Source organism: Ruminococcus sp. AF20-12LB (genome assembly GCF_003478985.1).
Classification (GTDB): domain Bacteria; phylum Bacillota; class Clostridia; order Lachnospirales; family Lachnospiraceae; genus Blautia_A.
The window spans coordinates 105,110-123,253 of record NZ_QUGH01000011.1; the positions used below are offsets into that span (position 1 = coordinate 105,110).

Annotated in this window: 16 protein-coding genes and 1 riboswitch; of the genes, 3 read left to right on the top strand and 13 right to left on the bottom strand. The window is 43.3% G+C overall.

The features are described 5' to 3' along the window. Positions 1-25 precede the first annotated feature (25 nt). The 4 genes from DWX61_RS13945 to DWX61_RS13960 form a co-directional block, all read right to left on the bottom strand. The gene (locus DWX61_RS13945; protein WP_227752300.1) at positions 26-844 is read right to left on the bottom strand and encodes a carbohydrate ABC transporter permease; all 819 of its coding nucleotides are present in this window, start codon (positions 842-844) and stop codon (positions 26-28) included. Further along, positions 844-1,710 (bottom strand): carbohydrate ABC transporter permease, encoded by an 867-nt coding sequence (locus tag DWX61_RS13950; RefSeq protein WP_227752301.1) that lies wholly within the window; start codon positions 1,708-1,710, stop codon positions 844-846. The genes DWX61_RS13945 and DWX61_RS13950 overlap by 1 nt, the downstream gene beginning before the upstream one ends. Before the next feature lie 672 nt (positions 1,711-2,382). Further along, the gene (locus DWX61_RS13955; protein ID WP_118625906.1) at positions 2,383-2,847 is read right to left on the bottom strand and encodes a DUF1700 domain-containing protein; all 465 of its coding nucleotides are present in this window, start codon (positions 2,845-2,847) and stop codon (positions 2,383-2,385) included. Between the two features lie 282 nt (positions 2,848-3,129). After that, positions 3,130-4,374 carry a galactokinase gene (locus DWX61_RS13960; protein ID WP_173753949.1) on the bottom strand — a complete coding sequence of 415 codons (1,245 nt, stop codon included), beginning with the start codon at positions 4,372-4,374 and terminating at the stop codon, positions 3,130-3,132. 261 nt (positions 4,375-4,635) lie between these two features. On the opposite strand from DWX61_RS13960, the gene DWX61_RS13965 reads away from it, so the two are divergent. Next, positions 4,636-5,523, top strand: a complete 888-nt coding sequence (locus DWX61_RS13965; RefSeq protein ID WP_118625908.1) for a helix-turn-helix transcriptional regulator — start codon at positions 4,636-4,638, stop codon at positions 5,521-5,523. 74 nt (positions 5,524-5,597) lie between these two features. Here DWX61_RS13965 and xylB read toward each other — a convergent pair whose 3' ends face one another. From xylB to DWX61_RS13990, 5 genes are all read right to left on the bottom strand, one after another. Further along, on the bottom strand, positions 5,598-7,058 hold the full coding sequence (gene xylB / locus DWX61_RS13970; RefSeq protein WP_118625910.1) for a xylulokinase: 1,461 nt from the start codon (positions 7,056-7,058) through the stop codon (positions 5,598-5,600). Between the two features lie 143 nt (positions 7,059-7,201). Beyond that, positions 7,202-8,686 (bottom strand): L-fucose/L-arabinose isomerase family protein, encoded by a 1,485-nt coding sequence (locus tag DWX61_RS13975; RefSeq protein ID WP_118625912.1) that lies wholly within the window; start codon positions 8,684-8,686, stop codon positions 7,202-7,204. Between the two features lie 83 nt (positions 8,687-8,769). Next, a complete protein-coding gene (locus DWX61_RS13980; protein ID WP_118515066.1) occupies positions 8,770-9,387 on the bottom strand; it encodes a DUF4867 family protein in 618 nt (205 codons plus the stop codon). A 112-nt stretch (positions 9,388-9,499) separates the two neighbouring features. Continuing rightward, complete coding sequence (locus DWX61_RS13985; protein WP_118625914.1) at positions 9,500-10,351, bottom strand: AraC family transcriptional regulator; 852 nt, start codon at positions 10,349-10,351, stop codon at positions 9,500-9,502. Beyond that, positions 10,335-11,309, bottom strand: coding sequence for a bile acid:sodium symporter family protein (locus DWX61_RS13990; protein ID WP_118515070.1), 975 nt, complete (start codon positions 11,307-11,309; stop codon positions 10,335-10,337). The genes DWX61_RS13985 and DWX61_RS13990 overlap by 17 nt, the downstream gene beginning before the upstream one ends. A 208-nt stretch (positions 11,310-11,517) precedes the next feature. Here DWX61_RS13990 and DWX61_RS13995 point away from each other — a divergent pair, with 208 nt between their 5' ends. Beyond that, entirely contained in the window at positions 11,518-12,459 is a 942-nt protein-coding gene (locus DWX61_RS13995; RefSeq protein WP_118625916.1) for a glycosyltransferase family 2 protein, read from the top strand. Between the two features lie 4 nt (positions 12,460-12,463). Here the strand turns inward: DWX61_RS13995 and DWX61_RS14000 are convergent, their stop codons facing one another. Then, positions 12,464-13,027, bottom strand: a complete 564-nt coding sequence (locus DWX61_RS14000; RefSeq protein ID WP_118625918.1) for a prolyl-tRNA synthetase associated domain-containing protein — start codon at positions 13,025-13,027, stop codon at positions 12,464-12,466. Positions 13,028-13,206: 179 nt separating this feature from the next. Beyond that, a riboswitch (Fluoride riboswitch) is annotated at positions 13,207-13,279 on the top strand. Positions 13,280-13,340: 61 nt separating this feature from the next. Here DWX61_RS14000 and DWX61_RS14005 point away from each other — a divergent pair. Beyond that, positions 13,341-14,570 (top strand): chloride channel protein, encoded by a 1,230-nt coding sequence (locus DWX61_RS14005; protein ID WP_182434012.1) that lies wholly within the window; start codon positions 13,341-13,343, stop codon positions 14,568-14,570. Between the two features lie 174 nt (positions 14,571-14,744). Here the strand turns inward: DWX61_RS14005 and DWX61_RS14010 are convergent, their stop codons facing one another. The 3 genes from DWX61_RS14010 to DWX61_RS18995 all read right to left on the bottom strand — a co-directional run bounded on the left by DWX61_RS14010 (position 14,745) and on the right by DWX61_RS18995 (position 17,695). Continuing rightward, positions 14,745-15,671 carry a hypothetical protein gene (locus tag DWX61_RS14010; RefSeq protein ID WP_118625920.1) on the bottom strand — a complete coding sequence of 309 codons (927 nt, stop codon included), beginning with the start codon at positions 15,669-15,671 and terminating at the stop codon, positions 14,745-14,747. 132 nt (positions 15,672-15,803) lie between these two features. After that, a complete protein-coding gene (locus DWX61_RS18805; RefSeq protein ID WP_144093905.1) occupies positions 15,804-16,157 on the bottom strand; it encodes a hypothetical protein in 354 nt (117 codons plus the stop codon). Positions 16,158-17,326: 1,169 nt separating this feature from the next. Then, positions 17,327-17,695, bottom strand: a complete 369-nt coding sequence (locus DWX61_RS18995; RefSeq protein WP_182434013.1) for a hypothetical protein — start codon at positions 17,693-17,695, stop codon at positions 17,327-17,329. Between the last annotated feature and the right edge of the window lie 449 nt (positions 17,696-18,144).

Here is an 18,144-nt window from a genome sequence, read left to right on the forward strand (position 1 = left end):
ACATTACCCAATATCTGTGATCAAATCAACCTTTAACAGCACCTGCTGTCAGACCACTGATCATCTGTTTCTGACCAATGATGAATACAAGGATTGACGGGATCAGGATTACCATTGCACCTGCCATAACAGGTCGGAAGTCCGTTGCCTCAGCACCCTGAAGCATACCAAGACCAATCTGAACAGTTCTCATATTTACACTGTCTGTTACCAGCAGCGGCCACAGATAGTAGTTCCAGCTCTGAAGGAATACATAGATGATCAGAGCACCAAGTGATGGTTTAATAAGCGGAACACCGATTGTATATAAGAACTTGAAGTTTGTACATCCATCAATTTCGGCTGCCTCATGAATCTCTTTCGGCAGTGTCAGGAATGCCTGACGCATGTTAAATACTGCAAAGGCTGCTGCCGCATTCGGAAGGATCAGAGCTGCATATGTATTGCGGATACCCCAGTCAGCGATTGTCAGGTAGTTTGCGATGATGATCGCCTGGCTCGGGATCATCATGGTTGCCAGCATAATATAGAACAGGACTTTTTTGCCTTTAAACTCCATCATTGCAAAAGCATAAGCAGCAAGAGCACCTGTGATAACCTGTGCTGCCGTGATGACACCGGATACGATCAGTGAGTTCTTAATGAAAGTAAAGAACGGTGCAAGCTGAAATGCTCTCGTATAGTTCTCGATAGTCAGATGGGACGGCCAGAACCTTCCACCGTAGATCTCCTTCAGATCCATCATACTAACATTGAAACAGTAGATAACAGGAACAATGATAATAATTGCAAAAATAATATTCAGCGCATACATCGCCACTTTTACATATGGTTTTTCTTTCATCAGTAGGTCACCTTCTTTTCCAGTCTAAACTGCAGTGCAGTCAGGATGATCAAAATAACAAACAGAATTACGGATTCTGAACAGGCCACACCGAAACGGCTGTTGATAAATGCCTCCTGGTAAATCTCATACACAATAACGTTGGTACTCTCTGCCGGTCCGCCCTGGGTCATCATCTTGAACTCTGCGTATGCCTGTACGGAGTTGATGACATTAATGATGAGAAGGAAGAACAGTGTCGGAGAGATTGACGGAATCGTTACATGGCGGTGCTTCTGGAAGAAATTCGCTCCATCCAGGGCAACGCTCTCATAAAGCTCAGCCGGTACACTCTGGATCGCTGCAGTAAGGTAAATGAAGTTCATACCGATAGCCATCCATACACTGACGATCGTAACTGCGATCAGTGCATATTTCTTATCTGTCAGCCATCCGATATGAGTTCCGAGAGCCTTGTTCAGGATACCCAGAGAGCTGTGGAAAATAAACATGAACACTACAGATGCCGCTGCTGCGGAAATAGCCATCGGAAGTGCATATACAGTACGGAAAAATCCTTTCGCCCTGATCTTCTCTGTACTGATGATCGCCAGTATAAAACCGAGCACAATAGAAAGGATAACTCGCATAACAGAGAATTTCAGTGTTGCCACCAAACTGTTAAGGAACGTTCCGTCTGTAAAAATATTCGTATAGTTGTCAAGTCCTACGTACTGTGCCACCTGACCAAGAGGTGTGGTTCTGGCAAAGCTCAGCTGGATCGTCTTAACGAACGGCCAGAATACAAACAGTATAAAAAGGATCATTACAGGAACCAGATAGAGATAAGGCTCCACTGTCCTGAAAAAAGATTTTTTACTTTTCATTGTATATCACCTGCTTTTCATAAATTTACGTACTACCGATCAGCTGCATCACCCTGATATCTCTGTCTCCCTGACAGTGCTGATCATGTTGCTCATTACACATTTTGCTGAAAAACACTTCCGTTATATCTTCCAGCAATTACCCCAATACATTAAGCAAAACGCTCATTTACGTCCTGCTGTCAAAAATGCCCCCTTACTACCCTCCTTCGTATTTGCACATTTGTTATCTTTACCAACTTTTTACCAAATATTAACACATTTCTTGAATATAATCAACAGTTATTTTTTCTTTTTTTGGTATTTCTTTATCTATTCTTGATAATTATCTATTTTAAATTGTTACTTTCTTATCTATTTTGCACAATTTATTGTACCTCAACAAGGCAATCCATTCTGATCACCTTCCATAAAAAAACAGATAAAAAAATCGGCAGAAAATAACGCATCCTTCGATGCATATCTTCTGCCGTTCTCTTTTCTCAATGGCATCGTCTGTTTTTATACAAAACAGACACAATCTCAACTTGTTGATATAAATTATACAGTAAAATTCACTATAAATCAATACCAAATACGTATTTTTTATGCAAATCTTATAAGTACTTTTTTCACAAGCAAGCCATTTCATTACACGGAAATTATCTTTGTTTCACAGCTATTGTGGAACAATTATACTTTTTTCTTCCTGTACCAGGATATTAAATACAAAACTATACCAAAAATTATAAAAAATGGAGCAACTGCCACCAAAACAGTTGTTAAAAGTATCACAATCAACACTGCAACAGCGATCACGATCGCCTTTCCATACCATGTGCTCAGATCCAGTTTAAAGCTTCTTGCCTTTCCGGCACTGCTCTCCGTCCCATTATCCGCATAATCATCTGCGCCGTAGCTCTCTTCAGAATAACCTGACTCATCATAAACAGCTGCACTGTCATCTGTATCGATCAAAGTCTTGGCGATCAGCCTGGGATCCCCCAGTTCTTCCAGGACATCTGATTCACTTCGGCCGTTCCGGACCTGAGACTGAATGTAATCCTCATAATACCGCACATGAGCCGCAGCTCTCCCCTGGGTCATCTGTCCGGACAGCTGCCCCCGTAAAACCTCAAGAAACTCTCTTCTGCTCATAAATATGTCAAACCTTTCTTACGAAATATAATGAAAAAACAAAACTCAAAACAACTCCAGAAACCTCACCTTGAAAATTTCTGCAAATTCTTTTTTAATACTCTCTTATAATTTTTCTCATTATACCATAACCCATAAATTTAAATCAGAAACAAATCATAAAATTTTGATTAAAAAATAAAAAATCATAGCACATCGCAAAGGGCGGTTCATTTCCGGATGCCGCCAAAGCCGCATTCAGAAACAAACCGCCCTCCATGACGTTCGTTATACCGTCAAAAATTACTCAACATGAACAGCCCCTGTACTCCTGATATTCATCGGATAGACATTTTCCCTTCCGACATACTGAGCCATATAGTCCACATACGCATCTGCATTCTCGATCGGAAGCACGCACATGATAACTCCTGCAAAACCACCACCATGAACTCTGCAGATACCAGCACCGATCTTATTCAGAAACAGCTTGGTAAGCGCCAGACTCAACGTGATCTTCTGCTCCTTGCAATTCTGCAGAGAATAACAGTTCTGCAGCCACTCCCAGGAAGAATTACCGGACTCCTCAAGAAGACGCAGGAATCCCTCACCGTCTTTATTCTCAACAGCCTTCACTGCATCTGCAACACGTCTATTCTCTTCATAAAAATGCATCGCACGGAGAACAGCACGGTCATTCGGAATATCCTTCACATGTGCCAGAAGATTCTCCATACTGGACTCACAGAGAAGCTCTACGCCCATAGCCTTCGCAGCCTCTCGCATCTCCATAGGAATAGACGAATATTCCTCACTAAGATCTGCATGACCCTTGCCGGTGTTTACGATCACAAGTCTGCAGCCCATATCCTCAAAGGAAAATGCAATCTTCTCACAGCTGATATTCTCTTTATCAGAGAAATCCAGAAGGATCGGGCCGCCGGCAGCACAAGCCATCTGGTCCATCAGACCGGAAGCCTTTTTCCAGTAAACATTCTCAGCATACTGACCTGCTCTCGCATACTCGCCGTACTCCAGCTTACCTTCATTAAAGAAATAATTGGTGATCGCACATACAAGCATCTCAAAGGAAGCAGAGGAGCTTACACCTGCAGCGGCAATAACCTTGGTGGAAACATAAGCGTCAAATCCACCGGTAGCATAGCCTTTTTTTTGCATATACTCCATAATACCTGCAACAAGAGCATCTGTACCCTTTGTATAGGTTTCTGCGCTGAGTTTGTCAAGATCAACAACTACTTCCTGTTTGTAACCCTCACTGATCATATGGATCACATTGGTTCCGTTTGGATAAGCAGCACCGATGGTATCCAGATCGATACTTGCAGCAATGATCTGACCGCCGTTATGATCAACATGGTTTCCAATGATCTCCGTACGGCCCGGAGCGGTAAAAAACTCTGCCTTGTCATGATGATATTTCTTCTCGAAATTCACAGCAAGATTGGTATAACGGGCGCTGCTCTCCTCTGTCTCACCATAGATTTTTTTCAGCACGTCTGCTGCCGGAATTTTAATTGTTCCCATTTTTTCTTCCTCCTGTTATATAGTTTACACCCCAGATCCGGAAGAACCTGAAAAAATCTTCCGCTCTGTCACGCTTCATGTACTTTTATTATAACAGTCCCGTCTTTTCTGTCCATAACAATTTTGTGTAAAAACCGTATTATTTTGTGGTGATCCCGGAATATCCCTTTGCATTTTATGCCTTTTCTGATAAAATAAGTTCCACTAAGAAAAGCAGATATACACTTCAGAATCTGCGCACAGAAGGAAGGAGGTAACACCATGCAGATCATCACAGATCCCGCCGGAAAAGAACTGAAAAAACACGGAGACAGCTCCTTCCCATTCCTGGTAAGCTACGAGCGGCTTTCCGGCTATGAGACCGGTTCCTTTCTGTGGCACTGGCATCCGGAGATCGAGCTTACCTATATCGAAAAGGGCGAAATGCTCTACAAGATCAATCAGAATACCTTTCACCTGAAAGAGGGACAGGCAATCTTTGGCAATGCCAATGCCCTTCATGCCGGATATATGTATCAGGATCAGGACTGTCAGTATATCCCCATAACCTTTGACCCCAAACTGATCTACGGATTTTCGGGAAGCCTTCTTTTCCAGAAATATACAGAACCGATCCTCCGAAGCTCCCTGTCTGCCGTACCGCTTGATCTATCCTGCAAATGGCATTCCGAGGCCATAAAAGATATCCGTGACATCATCGACCTGGACTGCAGCCGGGAACCCATGTATGAATTTGAGGTCATCGCCAGACTGCAGCACTTCTGGAAGATCTTGTATGAAAATACGATCTCCCGGGCAATTCTTCCATCCGGTCAGGATGAAGAAAACTACCGCCGCATCCGTCAGATCATGTCCTATATCGCAGAACACTACTCTGAAAAGATCCTCCTGAATGATGTTGCAGACCTGATCCACTTAAGTCCCAGCGAATGCAGCCGGCTTTTCAAAAAATGTATGAATATCACTCTCTTCGGATACATCCAGGAATACCGCATTGAACGCAGCCTGGAATATCTGGAAAATCCCTCCTGTTCTATTACGGAATCAGGACTGCTGTCCGGTTTTTCGGACTCTAATTATTACACAAAGATCTTTACGAAAATCAAGGGCTGTACACCAAGACAGTACAGAAAAAATCAGGAGCTGTGACATGCTCCTGATCTTTAACCGTTCAGTGCTCCATACATATGGAGCAGAACAATATTTATCTGTGAAAATGGCTGTTATCTGAACAACTCTTTCATTGCCGGATACAGTTTGCGGAATTTCCGGTATTTTTCTTCATATTTTGCAACCAGCTCCGGTTCCGGTTCTACCGTATCTACTACCCTGACCAGCTTATTACAGATTGTTTCCACGTCTGGGTATTCACCGCAGCCTACTGCTGCCAGCATTGCACCGCCCATGGACGGGCCTTCCTCATTCTCCGGCACATCCACCTTCAGGTTCATCACATTTGCAATGATCTTTTTCCAGAGAGGGCTCTTAGCTCCGCCGCCGCATATCTTGGTGCGCTCAATATGGATTCCGAGACTTCTTGCAACCTCAAGGGAATCTCGAAGTCCGAAAGCAACTCCTTCCAGAACAGCCTGGGTCATATCTGCTCTCGTGGTATCCATGGACATTCCGAAAAATACGCCTCTTGCATCCGGGTTGTTATGCGGAGATCTCTCTCCCATCAGATATGGAAGGAAGAATACCTGATTCTCACCAAGCTTCCGGATCGGTGCCTGCTCTGCCACGAAATCCTTTGTCTTAAGAATCTCCTCAGACCACCATTTGTTGCAGGATGCAGCACTTAACATGCAACCCATAAGGTGATAGCTTCCATCTGCATGGTCAAAAGAATGAAGTGCATTGTTTTCATCTACTCCAAAATCTTTGCTGGAAATAAAGATCGTACCGGATGTTCCAAGAGAAATGTTGCACTGGCCGTCACCAACAGTTCCTGTTCCGACAGCTGCTGCCGCATTGTCGCCTGCACCTGCTACAACCTTCACATCTTCTGAGAAGCCAAGCTCTTTTGCAACTTCCGCTTTCAGGTTTCCGACTACCTGCCAGCTCTCGTACAGCTTCGGAAGCTGTGCCTCTGTGATATGGCAGATCTCAAGCATTTCCTTTGACCAGCAGCGGTTCTTCACATCCAGAAGAAGCATACCTGAAGCATCGGAAACATCTGTGCAGAAGGATCCGCTTAAACGATAGGCAAGATAATCCTTCGGAAGCATGATCTTTACAACCTTTTTAAAATTCTCAGGCTCATGCTTCTGCATCCAGAGGATCTTCGGTGCGGTGAAACCTGCAAATGCAATGTTTGCTGTGTACTGAGAGAGTTTATCTTTTCCAATGACTGAATTCAGGTATTCTGTTTCCTCACCTGTACGGCCGTCATTCCAGAGAATCGCCGGACGAATCACATTGTCATCTTTATCCAGAGTTACAAGACCGTGCATCTGGCCGCCAAAACCGATTCCTGCTACTTCTTTGCGATCAATTCCTTCTGTAAGCTCTTTGATTCCTTCCATGCTCTGAGTAAACCAATCCTCCGGATTCTGCTCAGACCAGCCCGGATGCGGGAAAAACAGCGGATATTCTTTTGATACAATGTTGCAGATCTTTCCGGATCCTTCCATAAGAAGAAGCTTTACAGCTGAAGTTCCAAGATCAACGCCAATATAATACATAATAATTTTTTCCTCCTGTAAATACAGAAACCGCGGCTCTCAGTTCGCAGCGTCTGCACGCCTGAGAGCTCGCGGTTTCTGAATCGTACTTGATTTAGCAGGATCAGTCCGCATCTGCGGATGATCTTATCTGCCTGTTTTAATTATCTCCAAGGATTCTCTGTCGGATATCTCACGCCTGCCGGCTGATTGTAACCGATCTCTTCAACCGGTACACCGATATATTTGAATACCTCGAAAAGAGCTTTTCCGTGATGTCCGAATGCTACAGCTCCGTGATGCGGGAAGCCTCCCTCAATCAGTACGTGGCGGTAGAAACGTCCCATCTCCGGAATTGCGAATACACCGATAGCTCCGAAGGAACGTGTTGCAACCGGAAGAACTTCACCATGTGCAATGTATGCACGAAGCTTGTTGTCAGCTGTACTCTGCAGACGGTAGAATGTGATGTCGCCAGGTTTGATATCTCCCTCAAGAGTTCCGTTTGTAACTTCGATCGGAAGTGATCTTGCCATGATCATCTGGTATTTCATCTCACAGAAGGACAGCTTGCTGGATGCTGTGTTTCCACAGTGGAAGCCCATAAATGTATCCTGAAGTGTGTAGTTGAATTTGCCTTCGATGGACTCTTTGTACATATCCTTCGGTACGGAGTTGTTGATGTCAAGAAGTGTAACGATATCATCACTTACAACCTGTCCGATGAACTCACTTAATGTTCCGTAGATATCAACCTCACAGGATACCGGAATTCCCTGTGCTGTCAGGCGGCTGTTTACATAACACGGAACGAATCCGAACTGTGTCTGGAATGCCGGCCAGCATTTACCTGTCAGTGTTACATATTTACGATATCCCTTGTGATCTCTCACCCAGTCTTTCAGAGTCAGCTCATACTGTGCAAGTTTCGAAAGGATCTCCGGCTTCTTGTTTCCTGCGCCAAGCTCCTCTTCCATCTCTTTAACGATTGCCGGGATTCTCTCATCACCTGCATGATTGTTAAATGCCTCGAAAAGATCCAGCTCAGAATTCTCCTCGATCTCTACGCCAAGGTTGTAAAGCTGTTTGATCGGTGCATTGCATGCAAGGAAGTTTGTAGGACGCGGTCCGAAGCTGATGATCTTTAAGTTGCTAAGTCCTTCGATTGCTCTTGCGATCGGAAGGAACTCATGGATCATATCTGCACAGTCCTCTGCGTCACCTACCGGATACTCCGGAATATAAGCTTTTACGTTGCGAAGCTGCAGATTGTAGCTTGCGTTCAGCATACCGCAGTAAGCATCTCCACGTCCCTGGCAAAGATTATCCTGTGTTTCCTCTGCTGCTGCGATGAACATCTTCGGTCCCTCGAAATGTTTTGCAAGAAGTGTCTCAGAAATCTCCGGTCCGAAGTTTCCAAGATATACACAGAGTGCGTTACAGCCTGCTTTTTTGATATCCTCCAGAGCCTGGACCATATGGATCTCACTCTCTACGATACAGACCGGACATTCGTAGATATCCTTTGCATCGTATTTCTTTGTGTAAGCTTCTACAAGAGCTTTTCTCCTGTTTACGGAAAGACTCTCTGGAAAACAATCTCTGCTGACTGCAACGATTCCGATCTTAACTTCTGGCATGTTGTTCATAATCTTCATTCTCCTTTTTATATCCGGCAGATTTTCCACCGGTGATATTATTGTTCGTTTGTAACTATTCACTTCATCAAAAATCAGTCAAGTGTGATATTTTCACCCTTCAATCCATTGAATGCGCCTTCGATCTTCGCATCCTCATGAGCGATAAGCCATTTATTCCTGGCTGTCATCAGACCGTCCTCTCCGTCCTCTGACATTGAAAAATCAATCTCTGTGTTGGTTCCTCTCGGAAGAACAACTACACACTGAAATCCGCTCTCATTCACATGACACGGTGCATAGTGGAGAGTTGTTGCATAAACCTCGATCCCGGTTCCTGCCGGTACCAGAAATGCCTCCACCTTTGAGGTATCGTATGTAAGATCCTCTTCTATATCCTGCTGATGTCCGATAAGCAGTACAAGATCTGTCACTGCTACATTGATCTCGGAATTCCGATGATATTCCAGGGCATTCAGCTTTTTGTTGTGACCATTGCAATATCCAATCTGGACAGGTAATCCACCAAACGCTCTGTTTTTCAGCTCTTTTTCCACATCGAGAGCTTCCAGCTCCTCTGCTGACGGAACATATACCACATCCTCCGGGACCGGTGTATGCTTCATCTCCTTCAGAAGCGGACCGAAATTGTATCCCTCCAGAACCTTTCCGTATCTGCGGAAAGCCGGATCTGTTACTTTCTGAATTTTCACAATTTAACCCTCCTTGCAAAATTACTGTTTCACAGCTTCTCTGCATCTTCGTTTTGAACTGAAAAAAGCATACCACATCATGGTATGCTTTTCGCCGCTTTTCTTGACTCATTCATAGCACTTTTTTGACATTTTTATGATTCTGACGCTCCACTCTTCCCGGCAGGATCCCGTAACGCTTTACAAATTCCCTGGAAAAAGCCCTGCTGCTTGCAAACCCGTTGTCAAGTGCGATGGAGCTGATGGTATGATCTGTATTCAAAAGCTCCTTATAGGCGTATGCCATGCGGATATCCTGTAAATATGTCTTAAAATTGACCCTCGCATATTTCCGGAACATCCTTGACAGATATGCATCGGAATATCCGAACATGGCTGCAAGTCCGGAAAGCCTGAGATCCTCCTTGTAATGCTCCCGCATATAAGTGGTTATTTTTGACAAAGCATCCAATCTGCGGCTGATCTTCAGCGCATTCTCCTCCACCTCTGTTTCCCTGTATGCGGAAACCATAAGATAAAGGACTTCATAGAACACTGCCCTGATACGGAATTCGTACCCCGTTTCCCCGGATACATACACCCGGTACATCTCCCGGATCAGAGAAACCATCCGCCTGTCTGTTTCCTCAGACTCTTCGTTTCTGCTCCGAAAACGGATGAACCTCTGAGCGGTAAAATAATCCGAAAACTGCTTCAGCGGGATCTGCAGTACGATGGTCTCATTACGTACTGGCGCCTGAATAGAATGTACTTCATTGGAATTAATGATCAGAAACTCCCCTGCCTTCAGCGGATACTCTTTCTCATCGATATAAAAATAAAGGCTCCCCTCCATCACCGCAAAGATCTCGATCGAAGTATGCCAGTGTTTTTCCCTTACATAATTTCCGTTTCTTCCTTCAAAAAGAAAAAGCTTAAAAGGAAATCCCTCATTGGGAATGATCAATTCATGCTGAAACTCCATGCTCCTTCTCCCTTTCCTGCTGTCCGGTCTGGATCCGGCGCATCATACTTCCGTAAAAAGCCGCCAGGATCTGCTGAAATAACGTTCCGATCATAACCGGAAATAATGTTTCCGCCGGAAAATACGCTCCCGCGATCACCGCACCGGCGCTGATGTTCCGCATTCCGGAACCATAGATCATGGAAACCGTTGCCTCTTTATTCTGCCTTGTAAGAATGGCAATTATCCAGCCGATGGCATATCCCCCTGCTGCCAGGGCCAGGATCGCTGCTGCTACCTCCAGCCGTTCTCCGTTAAGATGCTTCATATAAGGAGAAACCTTGGAGGAGTTGGAGGTTACCACAAAGATCAGGCACATTTTTGAAAAAGGCGCCAGCTTTTTCGGCCAGGTCTCCATAACCTTTCCATGGCTGACTTCATTAAGGCACATGGCAAGGACTGCCGGCAGAGCGATCATGAAAACCAGCTCCTTCATCATTCCCACAGTATCCATTTTTACGCTGGAGCCCACCAGAAGCTTCAATACTGCCGGGATCAGAAAGGGAGCCAGGATCGTATCGATCACAACCAGCGAAAGTGACAGCGGACTGTTTCCATTATAAATGGATACCCACATCAGACTGATCACCGCTGCAGGTACGGAAAATTCCAGCACCATTCCTGTGATATAATTCATATTGCCCGGGAACAGAAGATGTCCCAGACCGCAGGCGGCCACCGGTCCCAGCACATGAAGGACCAGCAGCATCAGGATCAGCGGAAGCGGCCGCTTAAACACATCTGCCACATCACGGAATCTGGATTTCAGTGCGCCGATAAAGGTCATAAACGCAAAAGCATACGTCACATAGGGCACGCCATGCTTCGCAATATCCGGAAACAGTACCCCCGTAAGCAGACAAGCCGGCGTCACAAAAGCCATCCATTTCTCCATAAAGCTGTTAAATTTTTCCAGCATATCACACCTCTTGTTTATCTTTTTTTCTGTCTTTTTTTACAGTTTATCACAAAAAAACAGCGGTGCAAGAAAAAAATCCTCTGTTTTATAGCCGATTCCGGACAAATATGATATGATAGTACCCATCCAAAAGCAACCTGAAACCAGGGCGGACTACAGATATCCGCCAAAATGATCATTTTTTATGATCTGGAAAACGAGGCAAAAAATGATTTCTTTAATTATACCATGCTTCAATGAGGAAGAATCTCTTCCGCTTTTTTACCCGGAAGCCACTTCTGTCCTCAGGCAAATGAACTGTGATTATGAACTGATCTTTGTGAATGACGGTTCCAGAGACAGAACCCTTGAGATTTTAAAAGAGCTTTCCGAAAAGGATCCTCATGTGATCTATCTTTCCTTTTCCAGAAACTTCGGAAAGGAAGCTGCCATGTATGCAGGCTTCTGCAATGCCGGCGGCGATTATGTAGCAGTAATGGACGCTGATCTTCAGGATCCGCCGTCCCTTCTCCCGGAAATGCTGGAGAAGCTGGAATCCGGAGAATATGACAGCGTTGCCACCAGACGTGTCAGCCGTGACGGAGAGCCACCTATCCGGAGCTTTTTTGCCCGGAAATTTTATCGACTGATCAATAAGATCTCGGATGCAGATATTGTGGACGGTGCCAGAGACTTCCGTCTGATGAAACGCAGTATGGTGGATGCCATTGTCTCCATGAGTGAGTACAACCGCTTTTCCAAGGGAATCTTCGGCTGGATCGGTTTCCGCACCTGCTGGCTCCCCTACAAAAATATCGAACGCGTAGCCGGTGAAACCAAATGGAACTTCTGGAAGCTGTTTAAATACGCCGTCAGCGGCATCATCAATTTCTCTCAGGTACCGCTGACCATCGCCTCCTGGTTCGGAACGACCATGACCGGTTTTTCCTTTCTGGTCCTGGTAGCCATCATCGTCCGAAAGCTGATCTTCGATGATCCGGTCCCAGGCTGGGCTTCCACCATCTGTGTCATCATCTTCATCGGCGGCCTGCAGCTTTTCTGCCTGGGTATCATGGGACAATACATAGCCAAAACCTATATGGAGGTCAAGCAGCGCCCCCATTACATCATAGCAGAGTCCAACAAAAAGGACTTTACACCCATACGTTGATTTTCTATTCTGTCGGAAGCTCGACCACCTGATATTCGTGGCCCAGCGCCGGCAGGATTTTTTCTTTTACATCACTGGTCTTCATCAACAGAGTGGAAGTATTGATACACGGATGGCATCCGAAATATTCTTCATCCAGGACTTCTTTATCGATCACCAGGTGTACCTTCTTTTCTTTATCAAAGATCAGTCCCATCAGACTTAAGGACCCCGGGGTAATGTTCAGATATTCCTCCATCTGCTCTCCGTCTGCAAAGGAAAGTCTGGCTGTTCCGATCTGTTTGGACAGAAATTTTGTTTTAAACGGCTTCTCTCCCGGCATCAGCAGTAGATAGAAATCCGTTTTCTGTCGGTTGCAGAGAAAAAGATTTTTGCATATCTGCGCTCCCAGAAGCTGATCCACTGCCTCGCAGGCCTCCATGGTCATCAGTGCTTCATGATCTGCTCTTTTATATTCAATCCCAAGACTGTCCAGAAAATCGTACACTGCGATTTCCTTCTCCAGACGGCCCTCGGTGTTCTCCGGTCTTCCTGTATAGACTGTTTGGTCAATTCTTGGTTCTTCCATGGTGTCTCCTCCGTTATTTTTACATTCTTATATGTGCAAGTCTTAGGCGCAGCATATTACGCTTTGCTGCTTCACCCGTAACCTGCCGATTTGTTTAATCATAGCACACCTGTAGCAAATAAGATACTCCGGATTTCCGTCTGACTATTGACGATATCAGCCTCGGATGCTATACTCGCAGGCAGAAAGGGAATGAAGTTCTCCCCCGATCTTTATCGAAACCGCCAATGAGCTGATGACTTCTGTGCAATGCACGGGGTTACCAGCTTTTTTTGATGGATTTTTAAGATCCGGGAGATTGAAAGGAGTTACTATGACAAAAGAAACTATCCAAAAAGAACATCGGATCCTACAGCTGAAATATGCTGTCCTTGCAGTGGTCGTGGGAATCTGCGTCGGAATCGTAGATACCATCTTCGGCCGGGGCCTGCTGGCGATCTCTGATCTTCGCACCGCACACTGGCGATATCTGCTGCCCTTCCTGCCTCTGGCCGGACTTCTTATTGTGTGGATGTATCATCATTTCAGCACCTTAAGCTTAAAGGGCATGTCCCTGATCTTCGAAACCGGGCAGAAAAAAAGAGACCAGATTCCTCTGGCCCTTGTCCCTCTGGTAATGATCGGCACCTGGATCACTCATCTCTTCGGAGGAAGTGCCGGTCGTGAAGGTGTTGCCGTGCAGATCGGTGCTACACTCTCTCACGAGGCAGGACGCAGGCTGCATATCCGGGAAAATAAGCCTGTCATGCTGATCACCGGTATGGCTGCCGGTTTTGGCGGTCTGTTCCAGACGCCACTGGCAGCTGTATTTTTTGCCATGGAGGTGATCGTTGCCGGATATCTTGAGTACGATGCGCTGCTGCCGGCACTTATTGCCGCATATACAGCCTCCTTCACCTCTCATTTCCTGGGACTGGAAAAATTTGCTGTGGATATCCAGGACACCTGGACTGTGACCAATCTCCGAAGCATGATCTCTCTCATTGCTCTCGGACTTGCCTTTGGTCTTGCCGGACGATGCTTTTCCGTACTTCTTCAAAAAGCAAAGAAATTATTCGGGGAAAAAATCTCAAATCCGCTGATCCGCATCGGTGTCATGGCCATTCCACTGGCAGCTCTGCTGTTTGTGAGCTATGGCGGACGCTACACAGGTCTTGGAACCAATCTCATCTCCGCTTCCTTTGCCGGAGAAACGATCTACGGATATGACTGGATTCTGAAGCTTTTGTTTACTGTATTTACACTTGCCATCGGTTTTCAGGGCGGCGAAGTGACACCACTGTTCTCCATCGGCGCTTCCCTTGGAGTCGTCTTAGGTTCCATCCTCGGGATCCCTCCGATGATCTGTGGGGCACTTGGCTACGCCGCAGTATTCGGCAGCGCCACCAACACCCTCATCGCCCCGATCCTCATCGGCCTGGAAGTCTTCGGCACCCGAAACACCATCCCCCTTATCCTGGTATGCATCCTCGCTTATCTGGTCAACGGAAATCACTCCATTTATGGAGCACAGCAGAAGGCACTTTGCAGGTTTAAGGAGTAGATATGTACATATTTTTTATTCGGTCATGGCTGACTCGGTTGTGACCGAATAAAAAGCGGTACTTTTTTAGATTTTTTCTTGCATACGAGAGCAACTGCCAATGCAATAAACATTAATATTGTTATAACTCTTTCGAAAATGCTCAATATCAGATTCGCCATATGATTCCTTTCTTCAGCTATTAATGGATTCTATCTCCGAATCATCATATATTTTCTTTAACTCTTTTCTCATTTCCTTATTGATACTTATATATTTTGAATCATTATCAGCCCATTTTACTTTCAGGATATCGTGTTTGCGTATATATAATACAGGCAGCCGGCTTCTGTGCTTATCCATAAAGATTCCCTGGCTTTCATAAAAAATTTCCTGCAGATAATCATTCATTTCATCTACCTGGATTACAAATGTAAAACGAATATCCTTCTTTTTTTCTTCTCTGCTCATCTCATTGATCCAGAACTCTGCAAATTTATCATTTAACAACAAAACATCATTTCTATCCATATCTGTAATATCTATAAGCGCCCAGATATTCACCTGATTATTTCTATTTTTCTTGAAAAAACTTACTTTTCCTTTTTCATCCAGTTCATATTCTGACTTTTTTTGATACTGGTTATGTAAAAGCCCTTTTTCAAATACAACGTTTCGTTCTTCGACCTCTTCTGGAAAAGTTATTTTGATATCTATTAACCTCTCATATTTGCAACAAATAAAACTGAATGGCATCCAGATTCCTTTTTTATTCTCTATATACATGTAGCTTCTTGCATGAATCCTAGCACTATGCTTCAAAAATTGAACATACCCCGCTGTCATTAAAATATACAGTGATAATAACGCTTTTTCAATCGCATCATTCCCACTGCTATTCGTCCAACATTTCCAACAGGAATATACTGCTGCTAAAAAAACATCTGTCAAAAGCAACATTTGAAACAGAAAACACCCTCTGATTCCGGAAAGCCATTTTCGATTTTTTCTCATCATCCCATAAACATATAAAGGATTTTCATCTACACTTTCCGAAGAAATATCCTGATCCGGTGTTCCGCCAAATCTGTATACCCATCCAGTCAATGCCAAATATCCCAAACCGGCTATTCCAAATGTGAATCCATCATCTTCAAAAATCCAACGATATGACAAGAATAAAATACAAAATAATAAAATTTTTCCAGGTATATTATTTTTTCTTTTTCGGTTTATTATGATCCCCCCTAGTCGTCAAGCCTGTACAACATCCGATATTCCCAGACAATCCAACAGATCTTTTTTCATTTTCTCATATTGTTTTTTATATCTCGAATATCTATATACCGGAAGGATTTCCAGGCGATTATAATAACGATTATATACCGCTCCAAGACGGTATCGTCTTTTATACATCATTATCCCTGAATTATTCCGTACAATGCTCTTCAGAACACGATTATCATCTTCTACTTCCAGCACAAAGGAAAAATATATTTTCTTTTTTTCCTCTTCTGTTTTGATATATTGCTTCCAAAATTCTACAAAAGCTTTATTTAATTTTCCGATATCTGCTTCCTGAAACAGATCTGTTTTTACATATGCCAAAATATGTATCTCATCTGTTTTGTCATATCTGTAGAAAAAAGTTTTTCCATTTCGAGGAGCTTTATACGTATTTATATATTGATAAATTCCAAAATCTTTTTCCATTACATCAGAATGTATCTGTAAATCCCTGTAACACACCGGATTTTCATAATACATATTGATATTCTGGCACAGAAAACTGAATGGCGCCCAATTTCCTTCTTTATCTGTTGGATATTTATAATTCTTTTTATAAAATTTCACATAAAATATCCACATGCATGATCTTGCCATGATCATAAAAGCCAGTGAGATATTCAGAAGGATTTCTACCACTGTACTATTTATACCTGGATTTACATACTGAATCCCCAGATATACAAAATACACTCCCAACCACAGGATCATAATTTTTCGCAAGAACAAAAAACTTTTTAACTTTCCGTTTTTCCTGATAGGAAGAGCATATTTGAATTCCTTTTTTTCATTTAACATACCGTGTACATAAAATGGATTCTGACAGTTATAACTATCCGGCACATTATAAGGTGTTTTCCATCTTGACGGTATAATAACCGTAGGAATAAATAGAATATTTGAGATCATCAGGCTTACCAGAACCGCCAAAATTTCCATTACACCGACCGGTGCCAAATAGAAATAAAAAGATTTCCGTAATCCACAAAATACAAATACATACATGATATAAATATAAATATTTATTATTGATATCATACTATACTTTCCTCACACATTTTTATCTTATTTATATAACTATAAATGAGCAAATTTAAAAAATCGCACAAAATTATCTTGCTAACTTCATAAATGCATCAAAATTATTACTTCTTTTTGCGCATTAGAAGAAATACTGATACTTTTCTGTCTGGATAATGCTTCCAATTCGATGGTAACCTTTTTCGAAAGAACAGCATTCACCAGTCCCTGCCATGCACATAAAATGTGCCATTGACATGAGCAGCCAATATCTTCGGATCCCCTGCGCAGAACGTATCTGGTAGCTGTCCAGTGTCAGTTTATCCTTACACTGGCGAAAAATATTTCTATCGGCCACCGGCAAGCATAATAAGACAGTGTTTCGTCCACTGACAGTGCGACGTCTGTGCTGAGAAAGGCCCGTAGTGCTTTTGGGTTTCCAAATGCTTTTTCCGGGTAACTTAAAAGAACTACGGCATTTTCAATACCATTGAGTTTTCCCTCATATCGATACACGTAGTATTTTTGTTTTTCACTGTCACAAGATGAAAATTGGAACGTGTGATCAATAAAAGAGAAGCAAATTCATTAAGCTTCTTTTTGAATCCAAATGGATAAAGCATCCGGTTTGTTTTCAGTGCACCTATGGTATGAAATCCCCTCGCTGCGAAAATGTTGATTATTTTTTCAAAGGTATACCAGCAGTCACAAAGGAAATAGGACATTACCGGTGGAACCGGCAGTTCTTTTGCAATGTTTTCTACAATATTGATCTTGGAAATCGATTTGTTGTACATTACAAAAGCATAGTTCAGGACAATGCCGTTACAGGAAAGCATAACCGTAACTGCCTAGTGTCCATAATCCTGTTTTCCTTTTAAATGGGATTGGTGAAAATACGCATCTTCAATAGGATGTAAAACCCGTGACTAAGGCTTTGTCTTTGAAGCTATTGTATCGTCTACAACGCAGAAAACAGGCTTTCCGGTGCGTGCTACTTCTGAATAAATAATCTCTATAACAGAACATTTTAAGATATCTGAAAGTAATGAATCATCCCATTTCCCTGAATTAAGGAAATGTGCGATCGTAATTCTGTGACAGGAACTGTTTTTAGCAAAGTCCGTGGTTTTTCCATGATATCCTGAAATAAAAATGCTAATCAGGATACTCATAAGATGGTTGTATATGAATACAGAATGATGTATAGTATTTGCGAGAGACACCTTCTTTCGTAAATGTTGAAAATGTTTGTTTCGTCACTTTCATTATACAACATCCGGAATCG

What these genes read in the sequence shown, in the direction of transcription:
- DWX61_RS13945 (WP_227752300.1), bottom strand. Translation starts at nt 844, where the DNA reads ATGAAAGAAAAACCATATGTAAAAGTGGCGATGTATGCGCTGAATATT.
- DWX61_RS13950 (WP_227752301.1), bottom strand. Translation starts at nt 1,710, where the DNA reads ATGAAAAGTAAAAAATCTTTTTTCAGGACAGTGGAGCCTTATCTCTAT.
- DWX61_RS13955 (WP_118625906.1), bottom strand. Translation starts at nt 2,847, where the DNA reads ATGAGCAGAAGAGAGTTTCTTGAGGTTTTACGGGGGCAGCTGTCCGGA.
- DWX61_RS13960 (WP_173753949.1), bottom strand. Translation starts at nt 4,374, where the DNA reads ATGGGAACAATTAAAATTCCGGCAGCAGACGTGCTGAAAAAAATCTAT.
- DWX61_RS13965 (WP_118625908.1), top strand. Translation starts at nt 4,636, where the DNA reads ATGCAGATCATCACAGATCCCGCCGGAAAAGAACTGAAAAAACACGGA.
- xylB (WP_118625910.1), bottom strand. Translation starts at nt 7,058, where the DNA reads ATGTATTATATTGGCGTTGATCTTGGAACTTCAGCTGTAAAGCTTCTT.
- DWX61_RS13975 (WP_118625912.1), bottom strand. Translation starts at nt 8,686, where the DNA reads ATGAACAACATGCCAGAAGTTAAGATCGGAATCGTTGCAGTCAGCAGA.
- DWX61_RS13985 (WP_118625914.1), bottom strand. Translation starts at nt 10,351, where the DNA reads ATGGAGTTTCAGCATGAATTGATCATTCCCAATGAGGGATTTCCTTTT.
- DWX61_RS13990 (WP_118515070.1), bottom strand. Translation starts at nt 11,309, where the DNA reads ATGCTGGAAAAATTTAACAGCTTTATGGAGAAATGGATGGCTTTTGTG.
- DWX61_RS13995 (WP_118625916.1), top strand. Translation starts at nt 11,518, where the DNA reads ATGATTTCTTTAATTATACCATGCTTCAATGAGGAAGAATCTCTTCCG.
- DWX61_RS14000 (WP_118625918.1), bottom strand. Translation starts at nt 13,027, where the DNA reads ATGGAAGAACCAAGAATTGACCAAACAGTCTATACAGGAAGACCGGAG.
- DWX61_RS14005 (WP_182434012.1), top strand. Translation starts at nt 13,341, where the DNA reads ATGACAAAAGAAACTATCCAAAAAGAACATCGGATCCTACAGCTGAAA.
- DWX61_RS18995 (WP_182434013.1), bottom strand. Translation starts at nt 17,695, where the DNA reads ATGCTTTCCTGTAACGGCATTGTCCTGAACTATGCTTTTGTAATGTAC.